Source organism: Methylophilus sp. 14 (genome assembly GCF_015354345.1).
Classification (GTDB): Bacteria; Pseudomonadota; Gammaproteobacteria; order Burkholderiales; family Methylophilaceae; genus Methylophilus.
Window position 1 is genome coordinate 1 of sequence record NZ_JADKYS010000006.1, and the last position, 19176, is coordinate 19176.

Annotated in this window: 16 protein-coding genes; 8 read left to right on the top strand and 8 right to left on the bottom strand. The window is 51.5% G+C overall.

Annotation, left to right across the window (positions count from 1 at the left end; all coding sequences use genetic code 11):
• Positions 1-74: 74 nt before the first annotated feature.
• From INP78_RS14735 to INP78_RS12440, 4 genes are all read right to left on the bottom strand, one after another.
• The gene (locus tag INP78_RS14735; protein WP_194742524.1) at positions 75-371 is read right to left on the bottom strand and encodes a P-loop NTPase fold protein; all 297 of its coding nucleotides are present in this window, start codon (positions 369-371) and stop codon (positions 75-77) included.
• A 38-nt stretch (positions 372-409) separates the two neighbouring features.
• Positions 410-583 carry a hypothetical protein gene (locus INP78_RS12430; protein ID WP_194742525.1) on the bottom strand — a complete coding sequence of 58 codons (174 nt, stop codon included), beginning with the start codon at positions 581-583 and terminating at the stop codon, positions 410-412.
• Positions 580-1095, bottom strand: a complete 516-nt coding sequence (locus INP78_RS12435) for an AAA family ATPase (RefSeq protein ID WP_194742526.1) — start codon at positions 1093-1095, stop codon at positions 580-582. Before INP78_RS12435 ends, INP78_RS12430 begins: the two co-directional genes overlap by 4 nt.
• A gap of 172 nt (positions 1096-1267) precedes the next feature.
• The gene (locus tag INP78_RS12440; RefSeq protein ID WP_194742527.1) at positions 1268-3049 is read right to left on the bottom strand and encodes a glutamine--tRNA ligase/YqeY domain fusion protein; all 1782 of its coding nucleotides are present in this window, start codon (positions 3047-3049) and stop codon (positions 1268-1270) included.
• 167 nt (positions 3050-3216) lie between these two features.
• Between INP78_RS12440 and INP78_RS12445 the strand changes: the two genes are divergently transcribed.
• The 4 genes from INP78_RS12445 to INP78_RS12460 all read left to right on the top strand — a co-directional run bounded on the left by INP78_RS12445 (position 3217) and on the right by INP78_RS12460 (position 6461).
• Positions 3217-4206: a biotin--[acetyl-CoA-carboxylase] ligase gene (locus INP78_RS12445; RefSeq protein ID WP_194742528.1), complete on the top strand. Its 990-nt coding sequence runs from the start codon at positions 3217-3219 to the stop codon at positions 4204-4206.
• Positions 4203-4979, top strand: a complete 777-nt coding sequence (locus INP78_RS12450; RefSeq protein WP_194742529.1) for a type III pantothenate kinase — start codon at positions 4203-4205, stop codon at positions 4977-4979. The genes INP78_RS12445 and INP78_RS12450 overlap by 4 nt, the downstream gene beginning before the upstream one ends.
• Before the next feature lie 13 nt (positions 4980-4992).
• A complete protein-coding gene (locus INP78_RS12455; RefSeq protein ID WP_194742530.1) occupies positions 4993-5829 on the top strand; it encodes an SPOR domain-containing protein in 837 nt (278 codons plus the stop codon).
• Positions 5830-5957: 128 nt separating this feature from the next.
• Positions 5958-6461, top strand: coding sequence for a PEP-CTERM sorting domain-containing protein (locus INP78_RS12460; RefSeq protein WP_194742531.1), 504 nt, complete (start codon positions 5958-5960; stop codon positions 6459-6461).
• A gap of 90 nt (positions 6462-6551) precedes the next feature.
• Here the strand turns inward: INP78_RS12460 and lpdA are convergent, their stop codons facing one another.
• Both lpdA and INP78_RS12470 read right to left on the bottom strand, forming a co-directional pair.
• Entirely contained in the window at positions 6552-8315 is a 1764-nt protein-coding gene (lpdA, locus tag INP78_RS12465) for a dihydrolipoyl dehydrogenase (protein WP_194742532.1), read from the bottom strand.
• A gap of 75 nt (positions 8316-8390) precedes the next feature.
• Positions 8391-8864, bottom strand: a complete 474-nt coding sequence (locus tag INP78_RS12470) for a hypothetical protein (RefSeq protein ID WP_194742533.1) — start codon at positions 8862-8864, stop codon at positions 8391-8393.
• Between the two features lie 215 nt (positions 8865-9079).
• Here INP78_RS12470 and INP78_RS12475 point away from each other — a divergent pair, with 215 nt between their 5' ends.
• The 4 genes from INP78_RS12475 to INP78_RS12490 are packed head-to-tail and all read left to right on the top strand — an operon-like array spanning position 9080 to position 14795.
• A complete protein-coding gene (locus tag INP78_RS12475) occupies positions 9080-10648 on the top strand; it encodes a hypothetical protein (protein WP_194742534.1) in 1569 nt (522 codons plus the stop codon).
• 54 nt (positions 10649-10702) lie between these two features.
• Complete coding sequence (locus INP78_RS12480; RefSeq protein WP_194742535.1) at positions 10703-13264, top strand: glycosyltransferase; 2562 nt, start codon at positions 10703-10705, stop codon at positions 13262-13264.
• On the top strand, positions 13243-14379 hold the full coding sequence (locus INP78_RS12485; protein WP_194742536.1) for a PA0069 family radical SAM protein: 1137 nt from the start codon (positions 13243-13245) through the stop codon (positions 14377-14379). Before INP78_RS12480 ends, INP78_RS12485 begins: the two co-directional genes overlap by 22 nt.
• Positions 14380-14384: 5 nt before the next feature.
• Entirely contained in the window at positions 14385-14795 is a 411-nt protein-coding gene (locus INP78_RS12490) for a gamma-glutamylcyclotransferase (protein ID WP_194742537.1), read from the top strand.
• A gap of 81 nt (positions 14796-14876) precedes the next feature.
• Here the strand turns inward: INP78_RS12490 and aceF are convergent, their stop codons facing one another.
• Together aceF and aceE are read right to left on the bottom strand one after the other, a co-directional pair.
• Positions 14877-16214: a dihydrolipoyllysine-residue acetyltransferase gene (aceF, locus tag INP78_RS12495; protein WP_194742538.1), complete on the bottom strand. Its 1338-nt coding sequence runs from the start codon at positions 16212-16214 to the stop codon at positions 14877-14879.
• Between the two features lie 27 nt (positions 16215-16241).
• The gene (gene aceE, locus INP78_RS12500; RefSeq protein WP_194742539.1) at positions 16242-18911 is read right to left on the bottom strand and encodes a pyruvate dehydrogenase (acetyl-transferring), homodimeric type; all 2670 of its coding nucleotides are present in this window, start codon (positions 18909-18911) and stop codon (positions 16242-16244) included.
• Between the last annotated feature and the right edge of the window lie 265 nt (positions 18912-19176).

A 19176-nucleotide genomic window follows, 5' to 3' on the forward strand; every position in this document is an offset into this window, starting at 1 on the left:
ATCAACTCGCTCCCGCAGAGTTTGAACGGCGGTATTTCGAGAGGCTCGAAAATATCTAGGCTAGCCGGGTCGATTCAACCCTTTAAAAATCCTTTAACAACTTTCCCAGCTAGGATTGCTTTTTTTGACGATAATTTGGGATGTAGGAGTCTAAAAAACTCATCCTCTATATCCTTAAAGGAAGACATTCCATATGTACTCACCAAAAGACTTTTCAGTGATTGACTGTTTCTTTTCTCAATAAATTGATTAATAAATTGAGTTTTTCCACTACCCCAAGCGCCTTTAATGAGAACAGCATACTCAGGTGAGTCAGATAGCTGACAATAGTATTCGAGAAATTCAAAGATTTTTTGGTTGTGAGAAAGCATAGATGTGTAGGGCAGATGAACTTACAGTCAGCCGTAAATTATTCTTTGTAATTAAAGACATCTTGTTGCAAGTTATCAGTCTTATTTTTTTTAGTAACTACATAAGGTGTACCATGCTGCTCAGCCAGTTTTTTTGCAGTTTGGGCTGCCCGACGTAGTGCTTCATCAATATCTTTAAACTCTTTTTCTATCAACTTTTCTTTTTCAGTCATAGATTCACGCCTCGTGATATTAATTTAGGTTCGTCGCTAGAATTGTCATACAAAGACCATGAATTTGCTAGGGGACTGTAAAGCTGATGAAAGTTATTTAAGCCAGCTTTGAATCTACGCTTGATGGTAGCTTCTGGGATATTGTGTCCGCCAGCCGCAACTCTTGATGCAACTCTGGCAATCGCAATTTCTGGATCAGGCAGGCTTAAAAAAGCAAGTGTGATGTGATAGCCAAGTTTTTTCCACTCGAGAATATCTTTTGCATAAGTTTTGCCTGACAGCGTAGTTTCAATGGCAAAGCTGTTCCCTGCTTTTACATTAAACTCAATTTCTTTCAGCATGAGTCTTGCTGCTTTTATGGCCGCCGATTCAGGAGAAAAGGGCGCTAACCCGGCAGCAATCAGGTCGGCATTGATAAAGATTGGACAACCCGCTTCATTAGGCAAGTATTCACGGGCAAAGGTGGTTTTTCCTGCGCCGTTTGGACCTGCAATAATGATGACTTTTTTCATTGGTCTAGAAGTTGGTCAATTCTTTCAAAAACGACTTCGGCCGGGATGGTTTTAACTTTATTGCAAAGGATGTCGTCCAGACGCTCCTGAGCAACATTTAGCCACGCTTTCTCAATCAAACTCCACTCCCGATTATGAGGGAAAGATGAATGATTGGCATGGCTCTTATCCATTACTTCTGCCAATTATCTTTTAACGTCACCGTTCTGTTAAATACAGGTTTGCCAGCGACGCTGTCTTTGCGGTCTGCCACAAAGTAGCCGTGACGTTCAAACTGGTAGATATCACCTGCTTGTGCCTCTTGTGCACTTTGCTCAAGTTGGGCGGTGATGGTGGTGACTGAATTCGGGTTAATGTCCTCTAAAAAGTCTTTATCGCCACTACCCGGGTGCGCGTCTTTAAACAGGCGGTCATACAGGCGGATTTCTGCGGTGTAGGCATGGGCAGCGCTGACCCAGTGGATGTTGCCTTTGACTTTGACGCTATCTGAGCCCGGCGTGCCGGATTTGGTGTCTGGCAGGTATTCGCAATGCACGGTGGTGACATTGCCCGCAGCGTCTTTTTCGCAGCTGATGCATTTGACCACGTAGCCGTAGCGCAGGCGTACCATATTGCCAGGGAACAGGCGGAAGTAGCCTTTGCTTGGTTCTTCCATAAAGTCTTCGCGCTCTATCCACAGCTCTTTGGAAAGTTTAACTACGCGTTTGCCCAGCTCCGGTTTTTGCGGATGGTTAGGTGCAAAACAATCTTCGTCTTGATTTTCTGGATAGTTATCAATGACCAGTTTAATTGGGTCAAGCACGCCAATTTTGCGTGGCGCGGATTCGTTGAGTACTTCGCGCATGCAGTCTTCGAGGATGCTATAGTCGATCCAGGAGTCCGCCTTGGATACACCGATACGATCCGTAAACAGCTTGAAGCCTTCTGGCGTATAGCCGCGACGACGCGCACCTGCCAGGGTCGGCAAGCGTGGGTCATCCCAGCCACTGACGTGTTTTTCTTCGACCAGTTGGATCAGTTTGCGCTTGGAGAGCACCACATAGGTTAGGTTTAACCGTGCAAACTCGTATTGGTAAGGCACTGGGTTGGCCAGCAAACCAGCTTCTACCAGGCGTGCCATCAGCCAGTCATAGAATGGGCGCTGATCTTCAAATTCCAGCGTACAGATGGAGTGGGTGATTTGCTCCAGCGCATCTTCAATTGGGTGCGCAAAGGTGTACATGGGGTAAATACACCATTGGTCGCCGGTATTGTGGTGATGCGCACGGCGGATGCGGTAGATGGCTGGGTCACGCAGATTGATATTAGGCGAGGCCATATCAATTTTGGCGCGTAGCAACATGCTGCCATCCGGGTGCTTACCATCCCGCATTTCTCTGAAGATGCGCAAGTTGTCTTCAACGCTGCGGTTGCGGAAAGGCGAGTCTTTGCCTGGCTCAGTGAGGGTGCCACGGTTGATACGCACTTCTTCGGCGGTTTGCTCATCAACATAGGCATGACCATTAGTAATCAGTGCTTCTGCCGCTTGGTACATCACATCAAAATAATCTGAGGCAAAGTACAAATTCGTTTCTTTGTTGCCGCTAGGCGTGGCATTGTCCCAGCCAAAACCCAGCCATTGCACCATGTCTGAGATGCTGTCTACGTATTCCTGGCTTTCTTTCTCAGGATTGGTATCGTCAAAGCGCAAGTGGCAAACGCCGTTGTAATCACGCGCCAGACCAAAGTTTAAAAAGATCGATTTGGCATGGCCAATGTGTAAATAACCATTAGGCTCTGGCGGAAAGCGTGTGCGGATTTTGGCAAAATCTACCTGGCCACCGGCTTGATGCTTGGCATCGCCGGGCGAGCCTGCCCATTTTTTGCTCGCGTATTTGTTTTCTGCGAGGTCTTTATCAATCACGGCACGGATAAAGTTGGAGGCGGCTGGAATCGGTTCTTTTTCTGTCGACATGGCGGTTCTTGGAGGTTGCTAAAGTAGGTGTATTTTACACGCTTCACGACCTGACCCAAAACGCTTAATGCAAGGTGTTTCAAGCGCTGATCGACCGGCTGCGCAGGCTTGGTATGCTACACTGCGGGCTATGATTCACCTCTGCGACACGTTTAAAAAATAATTCGATGAACAAACTGGCATTTCCGATATTGGCGGTATTGGCCGATGGCAAGTTTCACTCTGGTGAAGCGCTTGCGCAGCGCTTTGGCGTGACGCGGGCGACTGTCTACAACGCAATTCAGTCGGTAGAAACATTGGGGATTACGGTCTTCTCGGTGCGCGGGCGCGGCTATCGCCTGCCCAAGGCGGTGACTTTGCTGGATGTGGATGCCATTGTGCAGGCCTGTAGCGAATATGCACCGTGGTTTCATGTGCAAGTGCTGGCGCAAGTGGATTCGACCAACCGTTACCTCATGCAGGAAAGTGCGCGCGGGATGGCGCATGGCACTTGTGTCGCTGCGCATATCCAGACCGCCGGGCGCGGGCGCCGTGGCCGAATCTGGTTATCACAGTTGGGTGGCAGCCTGACTTTTTCCTTGTTGTGGCGCTTTCAGTGTGGTGCTGCTGGGTTGTCCGGCCTCAGCCTGGTGGTTGGGCTGGCGCTGGTGCGAGCCTTGCATTCCCTGGGGTTGACGGAGGTGCAGTTAAAGTGGCCGAATGACTTGCTGGTGCAGCAGCGAGGGCAGTGGCACAAGTTGGGCGGGATTTTGATTGAGCTGCAAGGTGATATGGAAGGGCCAAGTGCGGCAGTGATTGGCATCGGCCTCAACCTCGAGATTGCGACTGAGATGCGGCAGAGTATTGATCAGCCAGTATTAGGCTTGAATGACTTGGCTGCGCAGGCCTTGGATCCGAATCTATTACTTGGGCGCTGCCTCAGCCAGCTAGCCATTCACTTAAACCAGTTTGCCGAACAAGGGTTTGCCTATTTTCAAGATGAATGGACTGCTGTGCATGCGTTTCATCAGCAGCCCGTCAATTTGTTGCTGGCCAATGGTCAGACGATTCCTGGCCTAGTGCTGGGCGTGGCCGAAGAGGGGAGTTTGCTGGTGAAAACCGCGACGGGCCAACAGCGGTTTAATGCTGGTGAAATCAGTGTGCGGAGTGCCGCATGAAGCTATTGATTGACGCAGGTAATACACGCACCAAATGGGCCTGGTGCCCAGACCAGCCGCATCAGGATGCTGCATGGCAAGTACATGCTTTAGCGCATCAGCAATGGTTGCAAGGCGATGCCGAAGCGCAACGCCTGTTGCAAGCCGTAGCGCAGGCAGAGCAAATTATGTTGAGTAATGTGGCCGGTGCGCATTGGTTGCAGCCATTGCCTGCGTTGGAACAGCGCCTGCATTTGATTCAGTCCAGCGCCTCTGCACTGGGCGTACAAAATAGCTATCAGCAGCCAGCGCAATTGGGCAGTGATCGCTGGTGCAGTGTACTCGCCGTGTGGCAGCAGTTTGGCCAGTCGGCGCTGGTAGTCACTGCTGGCACGGCGCTGACGATAGATGCGCTTGTGGTGAACCAGGCTGGGGCTAGTTTTGCTGGCGGCAGCATACAGCCTGGATTACGCTTGATGTGGCAAAGCTTGCAGCAAGGCGCTGCGCAACTGGATTATGCTTATCCACCTGATCAGGCTGTGCCGTCAGGGTTTGCGCAAAACAGCCAGCAGGCGATGTGGCTGGGCTGTGTGCAGGCACTTGCGGCATCCGTCAGCGCACAGTTTGAACGCATGACATCTTTGGTTGAAGTTCAGCCTTTATTGGTGCTGACTGGCGGGGATGCAGCGTTATTGCATAGATATTTGCCTGACAGATTGTCAGCGCAGGCGATTATTGTGGATAATCTGGTTTTAAAGGGGTTGGCCTGCTTGGCTGAACATACAGACAAATGAAAAGCACACAATAATGAAAAGACTATTCTGGATATTGCTGTTAGCCAACATGGCCGTGTTTGCTTATTTTAAGCATGATGCATCGTTGTCGGCCGTCAGCAGCCTCAAGCCTGAAATACACCCTGAACAAATCAAATTGCTGAGTGCGCAAGCGTTGACGGCTTACCCTAAGCGCACGGTGGCTGTAGCGCCTGCGCCCGAGCCAGTTTCAGCGCCAGAGGTGGCCGTAAGTAGCTCACCTGTCATCACCCCTAATTTGTCTAAAGCAGACATTAAAGTGCCAGAAGTCAAAGCGGGGGACGCAAAACCGCTTGAAAGCAAGCCTGCTGAGAAAACTGCTGGGGATAAAACGCCAGCCGCCAAGCCAGCGGAAACGCATGCAGCCGTCCAGACCGCATGTTACGAGTGGAGCGGCTTTAATATGGCGCGCGTGACAGAAGCTGCCAACCTCGCCCAGCAAATGAATATCAAAACGCAAACCAATATGACCAGCACTGGCCAGGACAATGTGCGTTATTGGATTTACAAGCCGCCATTAGCCACCGCAGAAGCCGCGCAAACCAAAGCGGATGAGTTGCGCAAACTGGGCGTTGAAGATTTCTTCATTGTGCAAGATGACCCTAAATGGCGTAACGCGATCTCGTTTGGCGTATTCCGTGATGAAAAACTCGCCGATAAACTGATGGCAGACCTAAAAAACAAAGGCGTGAAATTGCTGATTAAGGCCACGCGCAACGGCGGCCAGGCAGTGATTAAATTACAGCAGGTGACCCCACAGCAGTTTGCCAGTTTGCAAAAATCACGTTCACATTTTCCTGACTCAGTATTAAAAGAAATTCCCTGCCAGTGATGTATTTATCATTTGGTAGAGAGCATTGCCTAAGGGGCTATTGACCTTTATATTTTCCCCTGCTAAATTTCCGATACATAATTTATTTTATGTTAATTTTATATCAATATAATTTAAGGAGGGCGGGTATGTTTAGGAAATTGCTGGTAGCGATGGCAATGCTGGTTTCAACTCAGGCATTTGCTGTGACTTATACGTATGTGGGTTCGTTTGATACAAATGGTGGTGGTGCAGCACCGCATTGGACAACAAACCCTGAGGTTTACTCAGGGTTGGATGCGGCAGCCTTATTGTTTGGCGGGGTGGCTTCAGACTATGTGATTTCCACAAACGCTTCTTTGGATGCCAGTACCATTACGTTTACAGCGTGGTATGACGGTTGGGGGGATCATGCAGGTAAAGAGTTTGCACAGAGTTACAAATTAGACTCAACAGGTTTGGGTTATAACGGTTGTGAAACTGCAGGGACTGATTGCTTTTTCTCAGCCTACTCTGCTTATGTGACTGATGGTTTTAGCGCAACCAACTATGTGTGGCGAGTTGGCGCTGTACCTGAGCCAGAAAGCATTGCGTTAATGACTATGGGCTTGGCAACGTTAGTTGTAGCACGCGGCCGTCGTCGTCAAAAGTAATTCGAGTAAAATCACTAACCTCGGTTGTGACAAGACTTAAACAAAAAAGCCCGCATTTAGCGGGCTTTTTGCTGTGCAAAGATATGAGTTTTAGCGCTTTTTAGGCGGCAACATATCGGTAATCGTGCCTTCCTTCAGCTCAGCCGCAAAACACACCGTTTCAGATAGCGTCGGGTGGGCGTGAATCGTCAAGCCCAAGTCATGCGCATCTGCACCCATTTCAATCGCCAGTACGGCTTCGGCCAGCAACTCACCGGCGTTGATGCCGACAATACCTGCACCAATCACGCGATGCGTGTCTTTATCAAAAATCAGTTTGGTGGCACCTTCAGTACGCGCAATTGATAAGGCGCGACCACTGGCTGCCCATGGGAAGCTGGCTTTCTCTATCTCGATGCCTTTGGCTTTGGCCTCGGTTTCGGTCAGGCCTACCCAGGCAATTTCAGGGTCGGTGTAGGCAACCGAAGGAATCACGTTGGCGACAAATTCAACTTTATGGCCAGCAATCACTTCCGCCGCCACTTTGGCTTCATGCGTGGCTTTGTGCGCTAACATGGGTTGGCCAACAATGTCGCCAATGGCAAAAATATTAGGCACATTGGTACGCATTTGTTTGTCGACAGCGATAAAGCCACGGTCATCCACAATCACGCCCGCGTTTTCTGCGCCTATGTTTTTACCATTTGGGCGGCGGCCAATCGAGACCAGCACGCGGTCGTATTTCTGTGTTTCCTTGGGTGCATTTGCGCCTTCAAAGTCCACATAAATGCCGTCAGCCTTGGCTTCGAGTTTGGAGACCTTGGTCGACACCATAATGCTTTCAAAACGTTTTTCCATGCGCTTTTGCAAGGGGCGGATCAAGTCGCGGTCTGCGCCTGGGATCAGGCCATCCATAAATTCAACGACGCTGACTTTGGTGCCTAGCGCGTCATATACCGTGCCCATTTCCAGGCCGATAATGCCGCCACCAATGACTAGCATGCGGCCAGGAATATCTGCCAATGCCAATGCACCGGTAGAGTCCATAATGCGCTCGTCCTCTGGCGCACCTGGGAATTTCGTGGCTTGTGAACCGGCTGCAATAATCGCGTTTTCAAAACCGACCAGGGTCACTTTACCGTCAGCCGCCGTCACGGCGATCTGGGTAGGGCTGGTGAATTTGCCGACACCGCTGACGACAGTCACGCCACGCGCTTTGGCCATTTGTGCCAGGCCGCCTGTCAATTTGCCGACCACATCGTTGGCTTTCCAGTTGCGCAGTTTGTCGAGGTCAATGTTTGGTTTGCCAAAGCTCAGGCCGTGATGTTCGGTTTCTTCGGCTTCGGTAATCACTTTTGCCGTATGTAACAGGGCCTTGGACGGGATGCAACCGACGTTCAGGCAAACACCACCCAATGTTGGATAGCGCTCAACCAGCACCACCTTCAGGCCAAGGTCGGCAGCACGGAAGGCGGCAGTGTAACCACCAGGGCCTGAGCCGAGCACCATGACCTGGCAAGTCACGTCATGATTGCCCGTCGCAGCTGCTGGTGTGGGAGCTGTAGGTGCGCTTGTTTGGGCTGCAGGAGCAGCTTCAACAGCAGCCGCAGGTTTAGCTTCAGCAGTTGCGCCCTGTGCGCTTTCTATGACTAAAATCAGGCTGCCTTTGGCGACTTTGTCACCGACGGCGACTTTGAGTTCTTTCACCACACCAGCGTGTGAAGAAGGGATGTCCATCGAGGCTTTATCAGATTCTACCGTGATCAGGGAATCCTCTTTGGCAATGGAATCACCCACGGCCACCAATACTTCGATGACATCGACGCTGTCAAAATTGCCGATATCCGGCACCACTATTTCAACCATTTGACTCATGAAAACCTTATATTCCGATTAGTTTTGCTATTTTATCACCAAAAGAACAAGATCACTTTTGGGCTGTCTACCATCCTAATGTCTGGCCGCCGGGCTGCTCGCAGGATGGGTCGCTGATACGGGCTTCATGGTGCAGGTTTCATGGCCGTAGTTACCGCCGGTATCATCTGGTTCATAGTAGTCGTTTTTGAAGGCCCAGCCGTTTTTGCCGACTTTGGTGAATTGGCCCATGCCCGTGGAGAACTCGGCATATTTGGCGTCAGAAAGTTTAAACGTCATGGCCAGTTGCTTGCCACGCGTAATGGCTTGACCGGTGTAGCTTTGCTTGTTTTCTGTGTGTGTCGCCAGGTCGTATACCGACACTTGAGACGTGCTGTTGCGTCGATTTTTTTTCAAATAAATGGTCACTTCATAATCACCAACGGTGATGTTGTTGCCTTTGCACAGATATTCGCCGCTGTAGTCCAGACTGGCAACAGGCGCAGCCAATGCTGGCACAGAAAAAGAGGAAAGCAACACGAGTGTGGTCAAGCAGGATTTAACGTTCATATGACTTCTGAGATGGTTATTTTGGCGTGAAATTGTTTAAAAATCAGGGTTTTTACCCCGACTTTAGAATACGTTTAATCATAAGTCCAATTGCCTAATTTACCAAGTCTCTTTTGGATTATTTCTGAGGTTTTATCAGGCTTTGTAGGACGCATCTCAGTGCTATTTGTGAGAGAATGCAAGCTATTTTTTAAGGAATTCCGTTCCAGGGGATCATGTTGCAGCGTTTGTTATCTCGAATTTCACCAGTGGTCTGGCTGACCCTGTTCCTGGTTGGGTCGATTTTTTACCTCTGGCGTTTGCAACAGCCGCAAGTGTTAGTGGAAGTGGCTGCAGAGGCGCTGCCCTTGCAATGCGTTTCTTATGCGCCGTATTACAAGCCCGGCATGAACCCTACCATTAAAGACAGTTTTGTCGATCCGCTGCAGATTGAGCAGGACTTGCAGGCGCTGTCTAAAGTGACTCGTTGTTTACGCACTTATTCTGTAGGCCAAGGCCTGGATTATGTGCCAAAAGCAGCGCAAAAATTGGGCATGAAGGTCATTCTTGGCGTCTGGATAGGTTGGGTGGATGCGCTCAATCAATCTGAATTGCAATTGGCTGTGCAGCAGGCGAACCAATATCCTGACACTGTGCGTGGCCTGGTGGTAGGTAATGAAGTCTTGCTACGTGGTGAACAGACCGAAGCCAAAATGCATGAATACCTGCAATGGGCCAAAGCCAATACCAAAGCGCCAGTGACCTATGCCGATGTGTGGGAGTTCTGGCTCAAGCACCCAACCCTGGAGCAGGATGTCGACTTTGTGACCGTACATATTCTGCCTTATTGGGAAGACAAGCCTGTCGCCATTGAGCAGGCGGTTGCGCACACCGCATCTGTCATGGGGCATTTAGGCACCGTGTTTAAAAAGCCGATTCTGATTGGTGAAACCGGCTGGCCGTCACAAGGGCGCCAGCGTTTCTGGTCTAAGCCAAGTGCCATCAACCAGGCCCGTTACATGCGCGAGTTTTTACAGGCCGCCCAGGTGAACCACTGGCAATATAACGTGATTGAAGCGGTAGACCAGCCGTGGAAGCGTGAGCTTGAGGGCACGGTCGGCGGCTACTGGGGCGTGTTAGATACCGATTTGCAGCCGAAATTTAACTTGCAAGGCCCGGTAGCGGAGCGTCAGGATGGCGTTAAACCGTATCTGGTGGCGCTGGTACTTGCCGTGGTGGCCTTAGGCTGGGGAAAATACAAACGTGCGCCTGTAAACCAAATGCTGTTGCTGGCGTTAACTGGCGCAGTGCTTGGTTTGCATGCGTATTTGCAGGTCAATTATGTGCAGCTGGCAGCCCGTAATACTGGCGAAGTCGCCATGCTAGGTGGCTTGGTGGTCTTGGGCTGGGCATTACTATTGTTGCAGTTGCGTCAATGGTTAGGTTTGGGCGCCAAACTTTGCCTGGAGCAATCATTGTTGCGCTTGCTGGGACTGGCGTTTTTGCTCACCAGCGCGGGCCTGGCCATCAATGGGCGTTACCTGGATTTTCCGCTGATATTAGTCTGTTTGCCATTGGTGGGTATCAGCATTTCCTTAATCACCCCTGCGGTGCGTGAAGCGTCAGCTGTGATCAATCAAACCGGTGTTTGGCTGACGGCGGTGATGGTATTGATGGCAGCCAATATGGCAGTGGCGGTGGCCATGATGGAGCCGGGGAATGTGATTGCCTGGTGGTGGTGTGGTGCGTGTGGACTGGCATTGTTTGTGTTGCCGGCCAGAAGCCTGCAGCTGAGTGGTCAATAAGTGACTAATAAAAATTTGAAATTGACATCATTGTATTGATGGAAAGAGTGAGAAGTGATCGTTTCTTGGTTTAAAAAACTGGTACCTGGGTTGGTGTTTGCCATCCTGTTTTCGGCACTGCATTTTGGGTTGTGGGCCCTGGCTAACCGTGCGTTGCCGCTGATTAGCGTCAAGCCAACCGTGAATGGGTTTGCCTATTCTGGCTACCGTGCCAATCAAAGTCCGCTGGATGGGCAACACCCAAACACGGCAGAGCTGGCGCAAGACCTGGACTTGATGCACAAGCATACGCGCCATATCCGTATGTACTCGTCATTGGATTTGAATGAAGTGGTGCCTCTGGCCGCCAGACGTAATATGAATGTGATTGCCGGTGCCTGGATTGATACCGACAACCAGAAAAATACACGTGAAGTCTCAGCCTTGCTGGAAAAACTGGAAAACTACAGCAATATTGACCGTGTGATTGTGGGTAACGAGGCATTGCTGCGTAATGATTTGCCGGTTCAGGCCTTGATCGGTTACCTGGATTTTGTGCGTGAGCACAGCAATGTGCCGGTATCGACCGCTGAGCCTTGGCATGTGTGGCTCAAGCATCCTGAGTTGGTGAAACATGTGGATTATATTGCCGTGCACCTGCTGCCATACCATGAAGGCGTGCCAGTGGAAAAAGCCGTGCAATACACCATCGAGCGCTATAACCAGCTGATGGAAGCCTATCCGCGCAAAAAAATTGTGATTACCGAGGTGGGTTGGCCTAGCCGTGGCCCGGCGATTGGCGCTTCTGTTGCTAGCGAAGTGAATCAGGCGCGCTTTATCCGTGAGTTTTTAGCGCGTAATGCGATTGAAGATCTCGATTTTTACCTGATGGAAGCCTTTGACCAGCCATGGAAAGTGGCGCTGGAAGGCTGGGCGGGGGCTTATTGGGGCATGTACAACGCCGACCGTCACCAGAAATATTCATTACAAGATGCCGTGCCACCGAGTACACGCTGGATCGCCAAAGCGACCTGGTCTAGCTTGCTGGCCTTTATTCCGCTGATGCTGATTGCCTGGCGTTTCAAGCACTGGGGCATAGGCGGTGTGTTGTCGATGGCGGTGTTGTTCCAGGCTTGTATCACCACGCTTACCATTGCCTGGAATTTGCCGGGAGATTATTACTACACCCTGCGTGACTTTGTGGTGCTGATTGGCCTGATTTTAGGCATTGCGCTGACCTCTATGGTGTTGATGATTTACGCCGCCGAGTTTAGTGAGGTGATGTTTAAACCTGCCTGGCGACGCCTGTTCAAACGCGCGCAGCCATTGCCTGCCGACCAGGAGCTGTTCGTGTCTATTCACCTGGCATGTTATAACGAGCCGCCGGAAATGGTGATTGCGACCATTGATAGCCTGCGTAAGCTCAACTACACGCACTATGAAGTGATTGTGGTGGATAACAATACCAAGGATGAAGCCAAGTGGAAACCGCTGGAAACCTATATGGCAACCATGCCGGATAACTTCCATTTCTACCATTTGCCTTCCTGGCCAGGCTTTAAAGCCGGTGCATTGAATTTTGCGCTGGATAAAACGCATCCGGATGCGCAAGTGGTAGGTGTGGTGGATGCCGATTACGTGGTGACCCCGGACTGGCTGTCTGATTTGGTACCGCACTTTCAGGAGTCACAAGTGGCGGTGGTGCAGGCGCCGCAAGCCCACCGCGAATGGGAAAATCATTTCTTCCACCGCATGTGTAACTGGGAGTTTGAAGGCTTTTTCCGTATTGGCATGCACCATCGCCATGAACGTAATGCCTTGATTCAGCATGGCACCATGACCTTGATTCGTCGTGTGTCATTGCAAACACTGGGGGGCTGGTCAGAGTGGTGTATTTGTGAGGATACTGAACTTGGCTTGCGTTTGCTCGAGAACAATATGGAGCTACGCTACATAGATGAAACCTTCGGTCGTGGCCTGACACCCGCCAACTTCAAGGCGCTTAAGTCGCAACGTAACCGCTGGGCATTTGGCGCCATGCAGATTCTCAAGCACCATATGCCAAAACTGTTGGGCAAGTCTTCGCTCAACTTCAGTCAGCGCTATCACTTCTTGACCGGCTGGTTCGGCTGGTTTGGGGAAGCTTTGCAACTGGTATTCACTATTGGTTCTATTGGCTGGACCATTGCCATGCTGGCGTTCCCTAAATACTTCAGTTTGCCCGTCGTGGTCATGATTGTGCCTATCTTGTGCTTCCTGGCCATCAAAGCAATTTTGGGGCCGGTGTTATACCGCAAAACCATGCATTGCAGCTGGACGGATATTTTTGGTGCCTCGCTCGCCAGCCTGGGTTTATCGCATGCGATTGCCAGGGGCATTATCAATGGCTTGACGCACAAGGCGGGCGTGTTTGTGGTGACCAACAAAACCAAAGCCAAACTCAGCAACTGGCAATTGATAGACCCGATTAAAGAAGAGTTGCTGATTCTGGTCTCGCTGATCCTGTCCGCCGCCGCCATGCTGTATGCACGTGGCTTCAGCAATCTGGATGCGCAATTATGGGTGTCCATGCTGGCCCTGCAATCGCTGCCGTACTGGAGTGCGCTGGCATGTCAATGGATCTCAGAACGGAAGTAGATGCAGAAGGGGAGTTATCCCCTTCTATCATAGAAAAGCCCCTGCTTTACAAGGGGCGGGCGGCGCACAGCAACCAGGTCAGCCGCTTTGACCCACACACGCGGCAAGCCATAGACGATGGCTGGGGCAGCTTGGATGAGGATGCCCCAGCACTACGCACCGAAGTCATGCTGGATGCAGCCAAAACCATCATCAATTATATCCAGTCTCCCGACCTGCCTTTTGATCGCACCCTTAACCATTACCGCGGCTGTGAGCACGGCTGTATCTATTGCTACGCACGTCCTACGCATGCCTATTTAGGCCTGTCGCCCGGACTGGATTTCGAGTCACGCTTGTTAATGAAGCCGGATGCGGCCGAATTGCTCAAAAAGGAGCTGGCGCATGCCAAGTATCAATGTGCGCCAATCGCGCTGGGCATGAATACGGATAGCTACCAGCCCATAGAGCGTGAATATCAACTGACGCGGCAAATTATTCAAGTATTGGCCGAAGCGAATCATCCTTTTAGCCTGGTCACCAAGTCCTCTCTGGTAGAGCGCGATATAGACCTGATTGCGCCGATGGCCGCTAAAGGCCTGGCGAGTATCTACCTGAGTATTGCCACACTGGATAGGCAGATTGCACGTAGACTTGAGCCCCGTGCCGCGGCCCCTGAACGCCGCTTTGAAACCCTGCGCCGTTTAAGTGAGGCGGGTATTCCGACCGGTGTGATGGTCGCCCCGGTGATTCCAGCGTTGACCGATGGCGATATGGAGCAGATTCTGACGCGGGCGCATCAAGCGGGAGCCAGAAAAGCTGGCTATGTGTTCTTACGCTTGCCACATGAGTTGAGCGATTTGTTTGAGCAATGGTTGCAGCAATATTTTCCGCTCAAAGCAAGTCATGTCATGAGTATCGTCAAACAGAGCCGTGGTGGTAAAGCCTACCAAAGCGGCTTTGGCCAGCGTATGCGTGGCGAAGGCGTGTTTGCAGACTTGTTGGCCCACCGTTTCAAACTCAGTTGCCAAAAGTTGGGTATGTCAGGCGAGCGTCTTGGCTTCCGCACTGATTTATTTAAGGTGCCGGACGCCTGGCGACAGTCGTCGAATAGCCCGCAACTCACATTGTTCTGATGGCCATGCCTGATTTGTTATTCGTTTATGGCACCCTCCGTCAGGGTAATACGAATGCGATGGCTGCTTATCTTGCTGCGCATGCCGAATTTGTCACTGGCGGCTGGTTCCAAGGGCAGATGTATCAGATCAGTTATTATCCTGGTGTGATTGCCTCTGAGCAGCCTGATGACCGTGTTTTTGGTGAAGTCTATCGTCTCAATCATGCGCAAGCCGTACTGGCCGTGCTGGATGATTACGAGGAGTGCGGTATTCAGCATACGCAACCTGCCGAATATCAACGCGTTAAAACACACATTCTTGCTAGTGATGGGCGTGTATTAGAACCGGTTTGGATTTATCTGTATCAATGGCCGTTGGTGGGTAAGGCAAGAATCGCTTCGGGAGATTTTATGCAGCAGGTCCAGATGATCTGAAAACACTCTGATGACCTAAAACACCCAGGTGACCTAAAAACAAAGGGCGCTTCAAGCGCCCTTTGTGTTGTATCGCTCTGATTAGAGCAACAACCTTCTGACATCACTCAGCATCACACGCAGGTGGCTAGTGAAGCGTGCGCCATCTGCACCATCGATCACACGGTGATCGTATGACAGTGACAATGGCATGATCAGGCGTGGGTCAAAACCGCCGGTGTCTTTGTTATACACCGGTTGCATGGCCGCGCGCGAAACACCTAAGATCGCCACTTCAGGGCAGTTGATGATAGGTGTGAACATGGTGCCGCCGATACCGCCCAGGCTGGAAATGGTAAAGCAGCCGCCTTGCATTTCCTCTACCTTCAGTTTGCGCTCACGCGCCTTGGCTGACAGGTCAGCCAGGTCGCGGGCAATGTCCATCACGTCTTTCTGGTTCACATCACGCACCACAGGCACGACCAGGCCGTCTGGCGTATCGCAGGCGAAGCCGATGTTGTAATACTGCTTGAGAATCAGGCTATCACCTTCTGGTGACAGCGACGCGTTAAAGTTAGGGTAAGTACGCAATGCGTTGACCACCGCTTTCATCAGGAAAGCCAGCAAGGTCAATTTTACGCCACGTTTTTCCGCCTCGGCCAACATGGACTTACGGAAGTCTTCCAGGTCAGTAATATCGGCTTCATCAAACTGTGTCACATGAGGAGCACTGACCCAGTTGCGGTGCAAGTTGGCACCAGACAGTTTTTTGATGCGTGACAGCGGTTTGTTTTCGATGCTGCCAAACTGGCTGAAGTCGATCACCGGCATCGGCAAGGTGCTCAAGCCACCGCCCATGTTTTCAGAGCGTGGTTTGGACAACTCACCTTTGACGTAAGCTTGTACATCGCTTTGCACAATACGGTTTTTCGGGCCTGTTGGTTTCACCAGTGACAGGTTCACGCCCAGCTCACGTGCAAACTTGCGTACAGACGGGCTGGCGTGCGCCAGTTTGCCGCTGCTACCTACGCTGCTGGCGGCCACCGGGTTAGGGGTGGCTTGTGGCTGAATCACTTGCGGGACTTCAGCCACAGGGCGGGTAGGCTCAGGAATCGCTACTTTGGCTTCGTCGACAGTGACGGTCGCGACCACCGGGGTGGCGGTTGGTTGTGCGGCTACTTTTTCTGCTGGCGCGGCTTCACCAGCGGTATCCAGTGTCAGGATCAGTGCGCCTTGCTTGGTTTTATCACCCACTTTAATGTGGATTTCCTTGACCACGCCCGCCAGTGAGGAGGGGATGTCCATGGAGGCTTTGTCAGACTCCACGGTAATCAGTGAGTCTTCCTTGGCGACGGTGTCGCCGACGCTGACCAACACTTCAATGACGTCGACGCTGTCAAAGTTGCCGATATCCGGCACCAGTACTTCTTTGATAGACATATTTTGTATGTTCCTTATGTCGCGACGTTAGATCGTGGCCGGGTTGGCACGAGTAATGTCGATATTATATTTTTTAATCGCTTCAGTCGCTTTGGCCGCTGGCAGTTTGCCGTCGTCAGCCAGTGCTTTCAAGGCAGCCAGCACCACGTAGTAGCGGTCGACTTCAAAGAAGCTACGCAAGGCTTCACGTGAGTCTGAGCGGCCATAACCATCGGTACCCAGGGCGACAAAGCGGTTAGGCACATAGTTGTGAATCTGGTCAGCAAACGAGCGCATGTAGTCAGTGGAGGCAATGACCGGACCTTCGGCTTTGGCCAGGGCTTGAGCGACATAGCTCAGTTTCGGTTTGGCTTCAGGGTTCAGCAGGTTGTGACGCTCGGCATCAATGCCGTCGCGGCGCAACTCGGTAAAGCTGGTCACACTCCATACGTCGGCAGAGACGCCCCAATCTTTTTCCAGCAACTCGGCGGCGGCAATCACTTCACGCAGAATCACGCCGGAACCCATCAACTGCACTTTAGGACCTTTGGCTTTGGACTTGCTGAAGCTGTACATGCCTTTGAGGATGCCTTCGGCACTGCCTTCCGGCATCGCAGGGTGCGTGTAGTTTTCGTTCATCAGGGTGATGTAGTAATACACATCCTCCTGGTTTTGCACCATGCGGCGCATGCCTTCCTGAATGATCACGGCCAGCTCGTAAGCAAACGTTGGATCGTAAGACACGCAGTTTGGAATCGTGGCTGACATCAGGTGGCTATGGCCATCTTCGTGCTGTAAACCTTCACCGTTCAAGGTGGTACGACCGGCGGTGGCACCCAACAGGAAGCCACGCGCACGGCTATCGCCAGCGGCCCAGGCAAAGTCGCCAATGCGCTGGAAGCCGAACATGGAGTAGTAGATGTAGAACGGAATCATCTGCGTGCCGGTGACGCTGTAAGACGTCGCGGCTGCTAGCCAGCTGGCAAATGAACCAGCTTCGTTAATGCCTTCTTCCAGAATCTGGCCGCTTTGTGATTCTTTATAGAACATCACCTGGTCTGAATCTTGTGGCTCATACAGTTGGCCAACAGAAGAGTAAATACCCAATTGACGGAACATACCTTCCATACCGAAGGTACGCGCTTCGTCAGGCACGATAGGTACCACGTATTTACCGACTTGTTTGTCACGCACCAGGGTAGACAGGATACGCACGAATGCCATAGTGGTCGAGATTTCACGCTCACCCGTTGCCCCCAGCATATTTTCAAATGCAGAGAGTTCAGGCACGGTCAGTTCGTTGCCTTTGCGGCGGCGGCTAGGCACAAAACCACCCAACGCAGAACGGCGTTCCATCATGTACTTGATTTCCGGGCTGTCTTCAGCCGGACGGTAGTAAGACAGGTTTTCTACCTGTTCATCCGTCAATGGCAGGTCAAAGCGGTCACGGAAAGCCTTGAGTGACGCGATATCCATGCTCTTTTGCTGGTGGGTGGTGTTCTGGCCTTCACCCGCTTCGCCCATGCCGTAGCCTTTGACGGTTTTGGCCAAAATGACGGTCGGCTGACCTTTGTGGTTCACCGCAGATTGGTAAGCCGCAAACACTTTGTGCGGATCGTGACCACCACGGTTCAGGCGCCAGATATCAGCGTCGGACATCGCGGCCACCATTTCACGCAGCTCAGGATATTTGCCAAAGAAGTGCTCGCGTGTGTACGCGCCACCTTTTTGCTTGAAGTTCTGGTATTCGCCATCCACACATTCTTCCATGCGCTTGCGCAGGATGCCGTCTTTGTCCATGGCCAGCAGTGGATCCCAGTAAGAACCCCAGATCACCTTGATCGCGTTCCAGCCTGCACCGCGGAAGTTGGATTCGAGTTCCTGGATAATCTTGCCGTTGCCGCGCACCGGGCCATCCAGACGCTGCAAGTTACAGTTGATGACGAAAATCAGGTTGTCCAGGCCTTCACGTGCCGCCAGTGAGATTGCGCCTTGTGATTCTGGCTCGTCCATCTCGCCATCGCCGCAGAATACCCAGACCTTGCGGTCAGCCGTATCGGCAATGCCACGGTTGTGCAGGTATTTGAGGAAACGTGCCTGGTAGATACCAGCCAATGGGCCCAGGCCCATGGACACGGTTGGGAACTGCCAGAAATCTGGCATCAACCAAGGGTGTGGGTAGCTGGATAAGCCATTGCCGCCGGTTTCCTGGCGGAAGTTGTCCATTTGCTCTTCAGAGATACGGCCTTCGAGGAAAGCACGTGCGTACACGCCTGGGGAGGAGTGACCCTGGAAGTAAATACAGTCGCCGCCAAAGCTTTCATTGGCTGCGCGGAAAAAGTGGTTAAAGCCAACGTCATACAATGTTGCTGCTGACTGGAAGCTGGCAATATGGCCGCCAATGCCTGGTGATTTTTCGTTGGCGCGCAAGACGGTCATGATCGCGTTCCAGCGGATCAGGGCGCGTACACGGCGTTCCATCTCCGGGTCACCTTGCAGTTTGCCCTGCAAGTGAGTAGGGATGGTGTTAACGTAAGCGGTCGTTGCTTTATAAGGCAAATGGCCGCCGGAACGGCGGGCCTGATCAATCATTGCTTCCAGCAGGAAGTGGGCACGTTCTGGCCCTTCATTCTCAATGACGGCACTGAGGGCTTCTAGCCATTCTTGCGTTTCTTGTGCGTCTGTTTCATTGAGGTGTGCTTGCGAATGCGTTGCCATGCGTGAGGATTCTCCGAGTTTTAAGTCGCTATGCGTATAATCTAGCACTTTAGTATCTAGCACTTAGCCATGCCCAGCGCTGAGAGAGTGTTGATTACCAAGAAGGGATTCCGAAATTGGATACTGCTTTTATGGTATCACGTTGCTGAATGTTATTGATGAATCTCAGCAACCTAGCTATTAGCTGTAAGTGTCTCTTTTTTGGCGCTTTTGGTCAAGTTTTGCATGTGTTGGACTTGCTTGATTACAGGCGTGTCCATAGACA